11 protein-coding genes are annotated in these 16,159 nt (G+C 27.1%); 3 read left to right on the plus strand and 8 right to left on the minus strand.

The annotated features are described in order from the left end of the window. The 8 genes from X275_RS07395 to X275_RS07430 all read right to left on the minus strand — a co-directional run bounded on the left by X275_RS07395 (window position 1) and on the right by X275_RS07430 (window position 11,342). Window positions 1-876, minus strand: a complete 876-nt coding sequence (locus X275_RS07395) for a carbohydrate ABC transporter permease (protein WP_047268227.1) — start codon at window positions 874-876, stop codon at window positions 1-3. A 54-nt stretch (window positions 877-930) separates the two neighbouring features. After that, complete coding sequence (locus X275_RS07400; protein WP_047268228.1) at window positions 931-2,244, minus strand: ABC transporter substrate-binding protein; 1,314 nt, start codon at window positions 2,242-2,244, stop codon at window positions 931-933. Between the two features lie 138 nt (window positions 2,245-2,382). Then, the gene (locus X275_RS11360) at window positions 2,383-4,428 is read right to left on the minus strand and encodes an HD domain-containing phosphohydrolase (protein WP_084825143.1); all 2,046 of its coding nucleotides are present in this window, start codon (window positions 4,426-4,428) and stop codon (window positions 2,383-2,385) included. 8 nt (window positions 4,429-4,436) lie between these two features. After that, window positions 4,437-5,759: an NYN domain-containing protein gene (locus tag X275_RS11125; protein WP_052913722.1), complete on the minus strand. Its 1,323-nt coding sequence runs from the start codon at window positions 5,757-5,759 to the stop codon at window positions 4,437-4,439. A gap of 25 nt (window positions 5,760-5,784) precedes the next feature. Beyond that, window positions 5,785-7,383, minus strand: coding sequence for an NAD(P)/FAD-dependent oxidoreductase (locus X275_RS07415; RefSeq protein ID WP_047268229.1), 1,599 nt, complete (start codon window positions 7,381-7,383; stop codon window positions 5,785-5,787). Window positions 7,384-7,526: 143 nt separating this feature from the next. Further along, window positions 7,527-8,696 carry a sugar ABC transporter permease gene (locus X275_RS07420; protein ID WP_047268230.1) on the minus strand — a complete coding sequence of 390 codons (1,170 nt, stop codon included), beginning with the start codon at window positions 8,694-8,696 and terminating at the stop codon, window positions 7,527-7,529. A 12-nt stretch (window positions 8,697-8,708) separates the two neighbouring features. After that, window positions 8,709-10,223, minus strand: a complete 1,515-nt coding sequence (locus tag X275_RS07425) for an ATP-binding cassette domain-containing protein (RefSeq protein WP_047268231.1) — start codon at window positions 10,221-10,223, stop codon at window positions 8,709-8,711. A 57-nt stretch (window positions 10,224-10,280) separates the two neighbouring features. After that, on the minus strand, window positions 10,281-11,342 hold the full coding sequence (locus tag X275_RS07430) for a sugar ABC transporter substrate-binding protein (RefSeq protein ID WP_047268232.1): 1,062 nt from the start codon (window positions 11,340-11,342) through the stop codon (window positions 10,281-10,283). A 255-nt stretch (window positions 11,343-11,597) separates the two neighbouring features. Between X275_RS07430 and X275_RS07435 the strand changes: the two genes are divergently transcribed. Genes X275_RS07435 through X275_RS07445 form a run of 3 tightly spaced genes read left to right on the plus strand, consistent with a single transcriptional unit; the run spans window position 11,598 to window position 16,122 of the window. Continuing rightward, window positions 11,598-13,571 (plus strand): sensor histidine kinase, encoded by a 1,974-nt coding sequence (locus X275_RS07435; protein WP_047268233.1) that lies wholly within the window; start codon window positions 11,598-11,600, stop codon window positions 13,569-13,571. After that, window positions 13,568-14,920 carry a sigma-54-dependent transcriptional regulator gene (locus X275_RS07440; protein ID WP_047268234.1) on the plus strand — a complete coding sequence of 451 codons (1,353 nt, stop codon included), beginning with the start codon at window positions 13,568-13,570 and terminating at the stop codon, window positions 14,918-14,920. Before X275_RS07435 ends, X275_RS07440 begins: the two co-directional genes overlap by 4 nt. Then, on the plus strand, window positions 14,920-16,122 hold the full coding sequence (locus X275_RS07445) for an extracellular solute-binding protein (RefSeq protein WP_047268235.1): 1,203 nt from the start codon (window positions 14,920-14,922) through the stop codon (window positions 16,120-16,122). Before X275_RS07440 ends, X275_RS07445 begins: the two co-directional genes overlap by 1 nt. The last annotated feature ends 37 nt before the right edge of the window (window positions 16,123-16,159 follow it).

Below are 16,159 nucleotides of genomic sequence, written 5' to 3' on the forward strand. Positions count from 1 at the left end.
TCACTGATAATGAACGGATTTTTCAACATTGTGGAAATAAATGAAGGTTATAACCCCCATTACTGCAAACATTACAATAGATTGAGCAGCAGCTAATCCATTATTTTGAAATGCAAAAGCATCCAGATATAACTTATAGATCATAGTTGTTGTTGTGCCGAAAGGACCACCTTTTGTCATAATATCGATTATACCAAATGAAACAAACATTGTTGTTGTGAAATTCATTATGAATAAATAAAATGTAATAGGAGATAATAATGGAAATTTTATTTTCCACATTCTTTGCCATAGATTAGCCCCATCTATCATTGAAGATTCCAGCAATGAGTCTGGAATCGATTGTAGTCCAGCTATATAAAAAATTAAATCAAAAGGAAGCATTTTCCATATAGTAGCCAACATAACAGCTATAAATGCGTATGGAGTTGTTGTAAGCCAGTCGGTATTTATTCCAAAAAGTTCCATGAATAAATAATTCAAATATCCTACAGTTGGTGTTAACAAAAAAGACCATAACGTACCTGCTATTGCTGGAGATATTGCATATGGTGTAAATATAAATAGTCTAAACAATCTCGTGCCTGGAATATTTTGAACGAGTAATTGAGAAATCAAAAAGGCAATAAAAATAGTTAAAAAAACCGTTGAAAATGAATAAATAAAAGATGTAAAAACAGCCTGATAATATTCAGGATCACTAAATAAATCAATGAAATTATCTAACCCAACAAAAATACTTTTATTTCCAAAAAAAGATTCCTGATAAAAACTTAATTTAAAAGAATATGCTGCAGGCCAGTAAATAAATATAATTATTACAAGAAAAGTAGGAATAAGTAAAATGTAAGGGGTGAGTTTGCTTTTCCAGGACATATGTAATTCCTCCTTTAAAAAAGGGCGGATTTCTCCGCCCATATATTTGAATTATTATTTAAATACTCTATTATATCTCTTTAAAGCATTTGTAACTGTTTTGGCGGCATCGTTAAGAGCTCTTTCAACAGTCTTTCTTCCGTTTATAACATTTTCATATTCTTTTTCTATTATTTCTCTTGTTTCAGGGAATACACCCATAACTGCACCATTTGTATTAACTGTTTGTTTTGATAATAATAATTCCATTATAGCTGTTAAATAATTTGGATGCTGTGAATAGAATCCTTCTGCTAATAATTGTTCTATAGCATCTTTTCTTACAGGGAAATATCCTGTTTCAAGGTGCCATCTAATCTGTTGTGCTGGTTCTGTCATCCATTTTACAAATTCCCATGCTGCATCAATTTCTTCTTTTGGATGATTTTTAAGAATCCATAAGGATCCGCCACCAATAACAGTTCCACCCTGAACACTTAAATCTGGTTTTGGTAAGAATGCAGTTCCAACTTCAAAACCATTTTCTTTTGCAGTTTCAACAAAGAATTTAACATCTGATGTTGAATATAATACCATACCAGCTTTTTGTGAGATGAATATCTGTCTTGCACCAGACCAATCTTCTCTTTTTGTATTTAATAATAAACCTTCATCGGTCATTTTTTTGAATAAATTAAAGATATTTTGACCAGCTTTTCCATTAAATACAGCTTCAGTTGGTCTTACGCCAGCTCTTCCATTGCCGTTATTTACTAATGGTGCGTTTTGTACAGCCATCATTTGTTCAAAGAACCATGAATGTGTTGGCCATGTTAATCCATATCTAACAACATTACCATTTGCATCTTTCTTTTGTAATTTTCTTGCATATTCGATTAATTCATCATAAGTTCTTGGAGGTTTTTCTGGGTCTAATCCAACTTCTTTGAACATAGTTTTGTTGTAGAATAATATAGCTGTTGATGAGTTGAAAGGCATGGAATACATTTTTCCATCAACTGTATAATAATTTGTAACCTGTTCTAAAAAAGCACCTTTATCGATAGTTGGGTCTTCATCAATTAAATCTCCAATAGGAACAGCAATTCCACCATCAATCATTGCTTGTGTTCCAATATCATATATTTGTACAATATGTGGAGCATTTCCTGCTTTAACACCAGCGATTGTTTTGTTGAATGTGTCTCTGTAAGAGCCCGTATACTGGACGTTAACCTTTATATCTGGATGAGTTTTCATAAAATCTTCAGCCATACTTTTTAAGAGTTCAATTCTCCATCCACTCATAGCATGCCAGAATTCTATAGTTACCTGTGCAAACATAGAAATACTTAAAACAACTACCAATAAAACGAGTAACTTTTTCATACTTTTCCCCCCTTGGAATGAGATTAAGAAAATAATACTATAAATTATTAAATGCTAAAATAAGAAATATTAAGAAATATTAAATTGTATTAATATTATACATCTTTTTTTAATAAAAATCAATATCTCTATTTAAAATTAGAAAGACCAATTATTTTTCATATTTTCATCGTACATTTTTTTAAATTCAATATGGTATTTTTTAAATATTTCTAGTATTTTGGGATTAAAATCATCGGGTTTTGTTCTGTTATCACCTTTTAGTATGATTTCTGTTGTTACTTCATGTGAAAACTCATTTTTATAAGGTCTTTTGCTCCTTAAAGCATCGTAAATATCGGCAAGGGCTACAATTTGAGCTTCTATTGGGATTTCATCCCCTTTTAATCCGTAAGGATATCCGCTACCATCATATTTTTCATGATGGTATAAAGCAATATTTCTGGCAATTTTAAAATAAGGTTCATCTAAAATTTTAGCACCATATATTGTATGTTTTTTCATTTCCTGCCATTCTTCGTCTGTTAAATTTCCATTTTTTAATAAAATTGATTTATCTATGAGAATTTTTCCAATATCGTGTAAAGGAGCATAAAGGTATATGTTTTCAATTGATTTTTTGTCCAAATTTAATTTTTCAGCTATAAATCGAGAATATTTTGCCAATCTATGTATATGTTCTCCTGTGACTTCATCATATTCTTCAGCAATATATGCCAATTTATTTGCAAGATTAAGATATACTTCTTTAATATGCTCATAAGATAATTTTTGAATCCAGAAAGCGCGTGCTAGATTGGCAAAAATTTCCATAATTTCAACAGATTCTTCAGAAAAAACTTTTTCACTATTTTTATCGATGTCAAGACAGAAATTAATCCATTCATTATTCTTTATACTTATTTCGTAAATCAAACTTTGCTTTATGGGTTTTGAAGCTTTTAACAGTATGTTATAAGATTCTTTGTCCATTTCAAGTCGTTCATTTTCAACAATATTATCAATAATTCTTATATTTTCTGTTTCTGGGATATGACCAGCAGCAAATGTGATTTTTTTCAATAGTTCAAAATTATGACCATATGCACTTAAAAACTTCCATCTATTATTAGAATCAATAAAAATTATACTACCATAATCTGCTTCTGGAATTAAATATATAGCGGTTCTAAGTAATTCTTCGTAAAAATCATCAAATGAATTTGTTATTTTTAGTTTTGAAATCATTTTTGTTAGTTGTAATAATTTAAAATTCAATGTTTCCATATTAGAGTAACTTTCTTCTAATTCTTCATTCATTGCAATAATTTCATTGTTATATGCTTCCAATTCATCATTTTTTCTTTTTAATTTTTTGGTTGCATTTTTCAATAATATATAAAAAGTAATGGATATAGATAAAAGGATGATAATTATAGCAATTACTAATTTTATTATTTTTTCAAAGTTTGTATTTCTTTTTTTAAAAATATATTTGTCCAGTAATGAATAATATATGGAATTTTCATCTAATTTCCATTTATCAAGATAATAATCAACATTATTTATAATATTTTTAGAGACATTTTTTGAAAATCCAAAATATATTTCAATTGGTAAAAAAACTATAGGAGTTTTGTATAAATTATATGTATTACCATTATACAATCTATTAACAATACCAGCATCACATGATTTGTTTTTTACGGCTTTCAATACTTCATCATAGGAATCAAATTCGTAAAAATCAAAATTCAAATTCATTTTTTTTGATAAATTTTTAATACCATTTTCGTGAATATAGTATATGTCATTTTTCAAAACAGCTACTTTTTTATTTTTCAAGTCTAAAATAGAATCAATAGAATTATTATTGGTATAAATGGTTCCCCAATTTGTAAAAAAGGATTCTGAAGGATAAACGATAAAATTTTCTCTCTCTTTTGTTTTTCCTAATGCAATCAATATATCTATTTTATTGTTATTTATTTCGTTCAATAAATTTTTAAAAGAATTATATTGAAATATCAATTCCCAATTTTCTTTTTCGGCAATGCTTTTTAGTAAATCAACAGCTAAACCCTTATATTCATTGTTTTCTTTGAAAACAAGAGGGGGATTTTCATATACGCCAACGATTAATTTTTCTGAATATAAAAAATTAAAAATAGAAATTAAAAAGAATATTAAAATAAATTTTTTCATAAAATCACCTAGCTATTTAAGTTTTTATAATACTTATAATAAGGTTTGACATAAAATACCTCCTGTAAATTCATTAAATATTCTATTATTTCATTAAGTTTTTTTTGATTTTCTGTATTATATATATAGTTTGAAGCTATAGGTAAGTTTTTTTCGTGTATATCTTCATCTTTTAAAATGCTTTTTAAATAAAATGCTTCTACTGCAATTCTAAATTCTTCAAAATCAGCATTTAAATAAACAGGTGTTTTCATACTTACATAGTCACTTCCATCCTTCCCTATAAATTTACCGGAAAATTTCAATGCAATTCCAAAAGAACCAACCACCTTATTGGTTAAATTTAGCTCTTTTTTTGCAGAATGTATGGCTTCTATTATAGAATTTGCTTTCTTTTCCTTGAATAGATTATATACATATTCTATAAATTTATCCCTGAATTCAGGATAAGGTAGAATTTTTTCATGCTTTATTTCCCATCTCCTTGGTATAGGCACGAGTATATACCCTTTGGAATTTTTCCATAACCTTTTTTCTTCTATCATTTTTTTTATCAGTTCTTTTAATGAATATTTGGAATTTTTTGTTATCCATGGGTTTTTTTCCTGTGCTTTTTCAATGAGTTGTTCTAATTTTAATGGTATAACACTTGTTGCCAATAATCTTTCGACATATCGCATATAATTTTCTTCATATTCGCTATATTCTCCGTTTTTTGAATAAAATTCCTTTCTAATTTCTTTGATTAAATAACTGATAAAATCATTATAAGATAAAAATTTGAAATCTCTATAATCAATTTTCATACCAGCAATAATTCTTTTTATAATGTTTTCATTTACATCGTTATATTGATGTTCTTCTATTATTCTGATTATTTCATCAACAACATCTTCAATTGTATCTTTGTCTTCGATTTTTTCTGACTTAACAATATCTTCATATGGAATAAAGATATCCGCTGAGAGTTCCATTTCTTTAGAAGTATTTTTGCTTCTGCTAACCACAATAACTTCTTTTCCGTATATTCTTAATTTTTTCACTAACGGAACAAAGTCTGCATCACCTGTAACTAAAACAAATACATTTATATGCGGTAATGAAAACATAGTTTCTATAGCATCTATAGCTAACTTTATGTCATTTCCTTTTTTGTTTTCAAAGCCATCTTCTGGCATCTCGATTAATTCGATACCATGCCTTGAAAACGAAAACATCGTTGCAGGATATTTTGACCAGTGTGCATAGGCCTTTCCTCCAACTATTTTTCCCAATTCTTTTATTTTTTCTATTATTAATTCTGGATCAACAGGTTGATTCTGATAATCCATAAAGATAAAAACACTTTTGATAATTTCACCATCCTTTTTTATAAGTTTTTATTATATGTTCAGCTATTCTAATACCATCAACTGCTGAAGATGTAATTCCTCCAGCATAGCCAGCACCTTCGCCTATAGGAAATAACCCTTTTGTATTAACGCTTTCATAATGCCTATTTCTCTCTATTCTAATGGGAGAAGAACTTCTTGTTTCTACACCTGTCAATAAAGAATCATAATACGAAAAACCTTTTAACTTTTTTCCCATTGCCAGGATTCCTTCTTTTAAGGCCGAGGAAACATAAGAAGGTAGGATTTTATTTAAATCATAAAAAATAGTTCCAGGTTTATATGTTGGTAAAACTTTACCAAATGATGTTGATTTTCTTGATTTAATAAAATCGCCAAATAATTGAACAGGTGCATAATAAGAATTTGTTATTTCAAATGCTTTTTTCTCATATATTCTTTGAAAGTCCACTCCGGCAAGCGGGTGATTAGAGGGGAAGTCGGCTGGACTAACGCTAATAAGTATGGCACTGTTTGAGTTTATATTGTCTCGAGCAAATTTGCTCATTCCATTTGTAACAACCATACATTCTTCAGAAGCAGAACCAACCACATATCCTCCTGGACACATGCAGAAAGTATATACTGCTCTTTTATTTTTTGCTCTATAAGACAATTTATAATCAGCTGCTTTTAACTTTGGATGATTGTAGAATTTCCCGTATTGACTTTTATCAATTGTTTCTTTTAAATGTTCTATTCTAACTCCTATGGAAAAAGGTTTTGGTAATATTTTTACACCTCTATTTAATAGTACTTCAAATGTATCTCTAGCACTATGTCCTATGGCAAGAATTACAATATCTGCGAGCATTTTTTCATTATTGTTTATAACTATACCTTTGATTTTACCGTTTTTTATTATAAAATCGGTGACTTTTGAATTAAAGTAAAAACTTCCCCCGAGTTTTTCAATTTTCTTTCTAATATTTTTTACAGCAATTTCTAATTTATCAGTTCCAATATGTGGTTTGTTTGTATATAAAATTTCCTCAGGTGCTCCAGCCTCAACAAATTCTTTCAACATTTTTTGTATTCTATGAAATCTATCTTTTATTTGGGTATTTAACTTACCATCAGAAAATGTCCCTGCCCCACCTTCGCCAAATTGGACATTGCTTTCTGGATTTAATTTTCCAGTATTCCAGAAATAATCTACATCTTTTTTCCTTTCATCGACTTTTTTTCCTCTTTCTAAAATAATAGGTTCGAATCCCGCTTCTGCCAAGATAAGCCCGGCGAATAACCCAGCAGGCCCTGTGCCTATTATAATAGGCCTTGTTAATATAGGTTTATCTCCAGATTCAGGTATTTCATATTCTTTTTCTGGTGTATATATAATATCTTTAGAACTATTTAAAAGTTTTTTTTCATTTTCTACACTAAAGTCAATAGAATATATAAAGTATATCATTTTATTTTTTTTCCGAGCATCTATCGATTTTTTAGCAATTCTTATTTTGCCTATATTTTTTGGAGATATATGAATTTTTTTAGCAATTTCAATTTTTATATCCTCTATTGTATGGTCAATAGGTAGTCTTATATTATTTATTCTCAGCATATAATTAACTCCTTTGCGCACCACAGGTGTGTAGTGATAAAATTCGAGTTTATGATTGTTTGACAGATTATTTTTAAAGTGGTAATATTATTATAACATAAAACTCCTGCAAGAAGCAGGAGTTTGCAATAAATTTATAATTTTCATGAAATTTTATTTCTAGTTTTTATATCAAATACAACAGCGGCTACTAATACAGCTCCACGTATAATATACTGATAAGAGATACCCACACCAATTAAGTTCATTCCATTAATAAGCGAGGCCATAACTAAAGCACCAACTATGGAGTTTGTAACTTTACCAACACCTCCTGATGCAGAAACGCCACCAACATAAGCAGCTGCAATAGCATCAAGTTCAAATAAAGTACCAGCCGTTGGAGTAGCAGATTGAAATCTTGATGTATATAGAATACCAGATAATGCTGTTAAAAATCCCATAGAGCCAAAAACAAATAATGTAATTTTATTTATGCTGATACCACTTAATTTAGCAGCTTCAGGATTACCTCCAACAGCATAAATATGTCTTCCTAAAGGGGTTTTTGTGGTGATAATATGATAAACAAATGCAACTACTAAAACTATTAAGAAAGTCCAAGATACACCATTGTAATTTGCCAATGTCCAGAACACATAACCAATTACAGAGGAGATTAATATTAATTTTAATATAAAAACCTTCATAGATAAAACTTCGAAATTATATTTTAGTTTATTATTTCTCTTCTTTATTTCAGATATAATATAAAAAAATATAATAATTGCGCCTAATAGTAGAGAGGTCATGTGAATATTTTCGTTATGGAAAATATCAGGAATAAACCCATTGCCAATTTCATTAAATGTATCATTTAATATAATTATAGTTCCTGTTTTTTCTGTTGAAACAAGCAAAGCTCCTCTAAAAATCATCATTCCTGCTAACGTCATAACAAATGATGGAATCCCAATATAAGAAATAAAAAATCCATTAATTAACCCAAAAAATATACCAATAAGCATTACAATTAATATTGTTGGTAAAATCGGGATATTATATTGCATCATCAGAATAGCAGCAATTGCACCTAAAAAACCAGAACCAAAACCAACTGAAAGGTCTATATGCCTGATAACTATTACCAATGTCATACCAACCGCTAAAACAGCTATATACCCCATTTGATTGAATAAATTACTTAGGTTTCTTGAAGAGAAAAATAATCCATCTGTTAATAAAGAAAATATTGCCATAATTATTACAAGAGCAATATACATTCCATATTCTCTTATATTTTTTTTAAGTAATGTTTTTAATTCTTCAAGCATGCTCTTTCCTCCCTAATATTCTACAGCCATAGTCATTATTTTTTCTTGTGTAGCTTCTTGACTGTTTAATTCTCCAACTATTTTTCCACCGGCCATGACATAAATTCTGTCACTCATACCTAATACTTCAGGTAATTCTGATGATATCATAATTATACTCATACCTTCTTCAACGAGTTTATTCATTATTGTATATATTTCATGTTTAGCACCAACATCTATACCTCTTGTTGGTTCATCTAAAATCAATAATTTTGGAGATACAAATAACCATTTTGCTAATTGTACTTTTTGTTGATTTCCGCCGCTTAAGTTAAGAACTTTTTGTTCAATGCTATGAGATTTTATTTTAAGAGATTTTCTATATTTTTCAGAGATAATAATTTCTTCATTTTCATCAACATATATGTTTTTTAATATATTTTTCAGATTTGCGATTGTTATATTTGTTTTTATATCAAAATCAAGAATCAATCCATTACCTTTTCTGTCTTCAGACACATAAGCAATACCAGCTTTTATTGCGTCAGATGTAGATCTGAATTTTTGTTTTTTACCTTCAAAGTATAATTCTCCATCGATTATATAATTATCTGGATTCCCAAAAATGCTATGCGCAAGCTCCGTTCTTCCAGCTCCAATTAATCCAGCAATGCCAACAATCTCTCCTTTTTTTACATAAAAGTTGGCAGATTTTACAACATATTTTCCATCTTTTTTGTCATAGGCTTTCCAATTTTTGATTTCAAATAACTTTTCTCCAATCATATGATGCCTTTTCGGATAAATATCTTCTATTTCTCTTCCAACCATATATTTAACAATATCATTTTCTGTCATATTTTTATTTTCTATTGTTGTTATAGTTAAGCCATCTCTTAATATGGTGATTGTATCAGCAACTTCTAAAACTTCTTTAAGTTTGTGTGATATTAAAATAGAGGTTATGCCGTGATTTTTTAATTCTTTCACTATTCTTAAAAGATTTTCACTATCAGTTTCATTTAATGAAGAAGTTGGTTCGTCTAAAATCAGCAGTTTAACATTTTTGCTTAAGGCTTTTCCAATTTCAACGATTTGTTGTAAACCAACACCTAATTCTTTTACTTTCTTCGAAGTATCCATGTTGTATCCAAGCTTTTTTAACACTTTTTTTGATTCAGAAATAGTTTTGTTCCAATCAATTACTCCGTTATTTTTTATTTCATGGCCCAAAAAAATATTTTCATAAATTGTTAATTCAGGAATTAATGCTAATTCTTGATAAATAGTAACAATACCAACTTTTTCACTATCGTATATATTTTTAAATTTCATTTCTTTTCCTTCAAAAATAATTTGACCTGTATAACTTCCATGCGTATGAAAACCGCTTAAAATTTTCATTAATGTGGATTTTCCAGAACCATTTTCACCAACCAAACAATGTATTTCTCCTTTTTTTACTTTGAAATTTACATTATCGAGAGCTTTTACCCCAGGGAATTCTTTAGTAATATTTTTCATTTCAAGGATATATTCACTCAAAAAAATCACCTCTCACTTTTTAAAAAGGGTAGTGATTATCACTACCCTTTTAATAAATTACCATCTGAAATCAGACATTTTATAATAACCAGAATCGATTAAAATCTCTTTTACATTATCTTTTGTAACAACTTGAATTTCTGATTGAATTGCAGGAACCATTTTTGCTCCATTGTCGTATGATTGAGGAGTAATTAACTCCACACCTTTCAAAAGGAATTGAGCTAAGTTAATAGCATCTTTAACAAGAATTCTAACATCTTTAAATACAGTCATTGATTGCTTTCCGTTAATAATATATTGAATTGATGCTTTTTCTGCATCCTGACCGGTTACATAATATTTTTTTACAGCTCTATCTTGTCTAAATGCATCAGCAATTGCTCTTGCAGTACCATCATTTGGAGCTAATATAAATACTGTACCTTTATCTGTTTTTTTAGCTCTTGTTAAATTATCTTCAGCTTTTCTTCTTGCAACAGTAAAACTCCAATCAGTTGTTACCTGAGCAATAATTTTTGCCATTTCTTCACGTGTTAATTCTTTTTTATTTTGTAATTTAACAGCTTCAGAAGAATTTATAATTCTAAATGTTCCGTCAGCAATTTTCGGTTGTAAAATTTCCCAGGCACCTTGGAAGAATAAAAATGCGTTGTTATCAGATAATGCACCAGCATATAAATATAATGGATTATTTTTACCAGTAGCATGCTCAACTAAAAATCTTCCCTGCGCTCTACCAACTTCAACACTATCAAAAGTTACAAAATAATCAACAGCTTTTGTTTGTAATATTAATCTATCATATGAAATTACCTGTACCCCAGATTTTTTTGCCATTTCTACAGTTCCAGCTGCTGCAATAGCATCTTGAGGACATATAATAAGTACTTTTATACCTTTTGACAATAAAGCCTCAACATTTTGTCTTTCTCTTGCTGGTGAGCCTTGACTAAATAAAACTTCAACGGAATAGTTTGTATCTTTTAAAGCTTCTCTAAATCTTGTTTCATCTTGAACCCACCTTGGTTCATCTTTTGTTGGAAGAACAATACCTACGTCAACAGCATAAATGGTAATAGCCAAAACAACTAAAATACCTAATAAAAACTTTTTCATCTACTACACCTCCACCTTGAAATATTTGGATTATTATAAAGGATATTCTATCCAAAATAAATATTAGCAACACCGTGCCAATTTATAGAAAATTTAATATTAATTTAAGAAAATTAAAGATTTTTAATTATCACAGATTTTAAATATGAGTAACCATATCTTATAGTTTTATGCAAAAATTGCACAAATATTTTTTTGATTATATAATTGATATGCAAAATTTGCATATAGTATGCAAAAATTGGTGGTGGAATAATGACTTTAAAAAGAAGATTCGTTTTAATCATATTAATTTTTGCTATTTTTCCTATAATTACTACGATTTTTAATAAAATTTATATTACGAAAAATCTTTTTAATGAACTTTCCGAATATACAAAGACAACCATTGATGATTTTGGTTTTGAGATGGTTAATAAAATATATCCAACAACTATAAATAGTTTTTATGATCAGCAAAAAATGTTAAAAAATTTTTCTAAAAATATCTTAGAAAATCAAAGAATAATAGATTATGCAAAATACGGATTGTTAAACACTTTAAAAATATATATAAATGAATTATTAAATTCTTCAGATATTGATGGTGTTAGAATCGTTGTAGATGGTGATAAAACTATTGATATTGGTGATTTTGCTAAAATAAAGGATATTGAAGAAGGTTTTTTTGAAGATGATAATTCTATTTATATGATTGCAAAATATTCAAAAAATAATGTTTCAGTTTTCTCATCAAAAAGAATTGATAGATATTTTTTAGATTCTTTAAATTATTCTTCAATATCAATTATCTCAATAATTGGAAAAAAACATAAACTATTTCAAAAACAATCATTTTATAAAGAATTTGAAATAAAAGATAGATTTGTTATTTCTGGAAATTATAAATATCCATCAAAAATTTATTATCTTTCTAAAGATTTAATATTAGTTTTGTCTTTTGATATATCGCAATTAAATGCTATTCAAAATAAAATTAAAGATATTTTCTTTGAAAATATATCATTAAATTTAAATACTGCTTTAATAATATGGATAATATTATCTCCATTACTAATATATTTTGCTCTATTTTATTTTGGGAAAGATATTGGAACTTTAGAACAATCTATAAGGGCTATTTCTAAAATAGCTAAAGGTAATTTTGATACAAAAATTAAGTTAGAGAATAAAAATAATAGATATAAAGAATTAGTAGAATCGATAAATATTTTGTCAGAAAATTTGATTAACATGAAGAAAGAAATAGAAAATAATATAAAAAATTTAGAAAAAGAAAAAAATACATTGAAATATTTAGTAGAGAACTTATATGAAGGGATAATATTTTTTGATATAGATGGTAGTATTAAAATCAAAAATTCTCTTGGAGAAGAGATTTTGAAAGAAATTGGTGATCAGGAAATAAAAGAGTCAAATAATAGAATATATTCATTAGAGATGAAAGGAGAACAAAAATTAATAGAAATAACAAGGCAATATTTAAATAATGGGTCATTTTTAGTATTAATAAGGGATATATCGTTAGAAAAAGAAATGAATAATTTATATTCTTTAAATGAAAAATTAATAGAAAAAGAAAAATTTGGGAGAATTGCTGCTCATGAAATAAGAAATCCGTTGAATTCAATGTATCTTAATTTGCAATATTTAAAAATGGAATTTGAAGAAAATAAGAAAATAGAAAATATTAGCGATATAATAATTGAACAAATAAAGATTATCGATTCTATAGTTGGAGAACTCTCTTCTAAAGCTATTATTGAGTCAGAAGAAAAATATATAAATATTAATAATGTGATATCTCAAATTTTAAATTTATTGAAATATAAACTTTTAGAGAATTCAATAGAAATAGATTTTAAGAAATCACATGAAAATATTTTGGTTAAAGCAAATCCACAAAGACTTAATCAATTATTTTATAATATTATTAATAATTCTATAGAGGCTTTGGAGAATAAAAAAGGTGAGAAAAAAATAAATGTGAATATTGATAAAAATGATGAAAAGATAAAGATTATTATTGAAGATAATGGTGAAGGAATACCAGAAGAATTAAAAAATAATGTTTTCAAAAAACCATTTACAACTAAAAAATATGGGAATGGAATAGGTTTATTTATTGTGCATTCTATAGTTAAAGAATTAAATGGAGAAATAAAGTTTGAAAGTTCGAAATCTGGAACAAAATTCATTTTAGAATTTAAAAGTGAGGAGATATTATGAGAAGTATTTTGATAATAGAAGATGATAAAAATAGTGCTGATATCTTGAAAAGATTTTTAAAAGAAAAAGGCTATGAGGTTGGATTATGTCATGATTTAAAAAGTTCTAAAAAATATGATTTAAATGATTATGATATTTTATTATTGGATATGATTTTGCCAGATGGAAAAGGAACAGATTTAATTAAAGAATTTATTCAAGTTAATCCTTTTTTGAAAGTTGTTGTAATGACCGGTTTTGGTGATGTTCAAGATGCTGTATATTCAATGAAATCAGGAGCTTTTGATTTTATAAAAAAACCTATAGATTTAAAAAGATTATTCTTTATAATTGAAAAGGCGTATGATGAAATTAAATTAGAGAAGGAAAATTCAAAATTAAAATATATTGTTCAAGAAAGTATAAAAGGGGATTTTGTTATAGGTCAATCTGAGATAATGAGAAATTTAATAGAAATAGTAAATAAGGTAATAGAAACAGATGCTAATTTATTAATAACTGGAGAAACAGGTGTAGGAAAAGAAGTTTTTACGAGATATATTCAAAGATTTAGTAAAAGAAAGAATAAACCCTTTATCATAGTAAATTGTGCAGCAATACCTAAAGATTTAGTTGAATCTGAATTATTTGGTTATGAAAAAGGAGCATTCACCGGTGCTGAAAAATTTAAACCAGGGAAATTTGAACTTGCAGATCAGGGAACAATATTTCTTGATGAAATTGGAGAACTTCCATTGGAAATTCAAAGTAAGCTTTTAAGAGTTTTAGAAAATGGAACAATTGAAAGAGTTGGAGGAACCAAAGAAATCAATGTTAATGTTAGAGTAATATCGGCAACTAATAGAAATCTTGAAGAAGAAGTAAAAAAGGGTAATTTTAGAATGGATTTGTATTATAGATTGAATGTAATAAATATAAATATACCCCCAATAAGAGAAAGGAAAGAAGATATTCCGATTTTTATAGAATTTTTTAATAAAAGATATTCAAAAAAGTATAATAAAAGGGAGATTAAATTTTCAAAAGATGCTTTTGATATATTAATGAATTATAATTGGCCAGGAAATATTAGAGAAATTAGAAATTTTGTCGAAAAAATATTTATCATATTTGATACAAATAAAATAATTAAGAAATCTGATATAAGTGTATTTTTTATAAATAACAATAAAAAAGAAGATTTTGAATATTCATCAATGACACTTGATGAAATAGAAAAAAAAGTAATTTTAAATACATTAAAAAAATATGAAGGAAATAAAACAAAAACAGCTAAAGTATTGGGGATTAGTTTAAGGACATTGCAATATAAGTTAAAAAAATATGAAAAACTGCAGGGGGAAATATAATGAAAAGAATCCTTGTTTTTATTCTATTCATAAGTATATATATTTTAATATTTAGCATAAATTTTTTATATATGTATCAGGCGGGATATCAACCTGAGGATTTAACAAATTATATATCTCGAGAAGCAACTAATATAGAGGTTACGTTTAAATTTTATGAAGAAATGCATGAAAATTTAAAAATATCAATAAATTCGGCTATACCATTATATGATCTTGTTTTAGTTGACTTGATATGGATACCTGAATTAGCAAGTAATAATATGTTGTATCCTTTAGATGATTTAATAAGCAAAGAATATTATAAAGATATTCCTGATTATATATTAGATCAGTTTAAATATAATGGAAAAATATGGGCTATTCCATATCTTGTAAATACACAGCATTTTTTTGTAAATAAAGAAATATTGAAAAAAGCTGGTTTTGATAATCCTCCAAAAACTTTAGAAGAGATGGTACATCAAGCAAAAATTATTAAAGAAAAGGGAATTTTAGAATATCCAATAGTAGATTCCTGGTTAAATAAGGAAGCATTAACATGTGAATTTACATGGATCTTAGGCGCTTTTGGAGGAGACTATTATAAAAATGGAAAACTAAAGATAAATACAGTTGAAGCGGTAAAGGCTCTTAATTTTATGAAACATTTGTTAGATGAAAAATTAATTAATCCCATGTCTTTAGAATTTAAAGAAGATGATGTTTTAAATATATTTTTAAATGGTGATGCAGCTTTTACTACTAATTGGACATATCAATTAAGATATATGGAAGATGAGAGATATTCTAAAATAGTAGAACAAGGGTCACTGGAGCTAATTCCTGTATCTAATGAAATTTTAAAAAAGAAAGAAACGGTTTCTGTAAGCGGATATCAAGGCCTCGCAATACTTAGAAATACAAAGAAAATTAAAGAGTCTATTAATGCTATAAGAATACTTACAAAAAAAGAATTTTTTAAAAAATTTAATTATGAAATTCCACCATTTAAAAGCATGTATGATGGGTATATAAAAGAAAAAGAGTATAATTATAAAAAAATTTTAGAATTAAAAAATGCAGTAAATAGACCTTATCTAATAGAATATAATAAATTTTCTGAGATTTTAAGAAGATATATTTTAATGGTATTAAAGGGATTATTAAGCCCAGAAGAAGCATTAAATAAAGCACAAAAAGAAATGTCTAATCTAAAATGAGAATAGGGATTTTTTTTTAACGATAGTATATTTAATA

The sequence above is a fragment of the Marinitoga sp. 1197 genome (genome assembly GCF_001021165.1).
GTDB lineage: Bacteria > Thermotogota > Thermotogae > Petrotogales > Petrotogaceae > Marinitoga.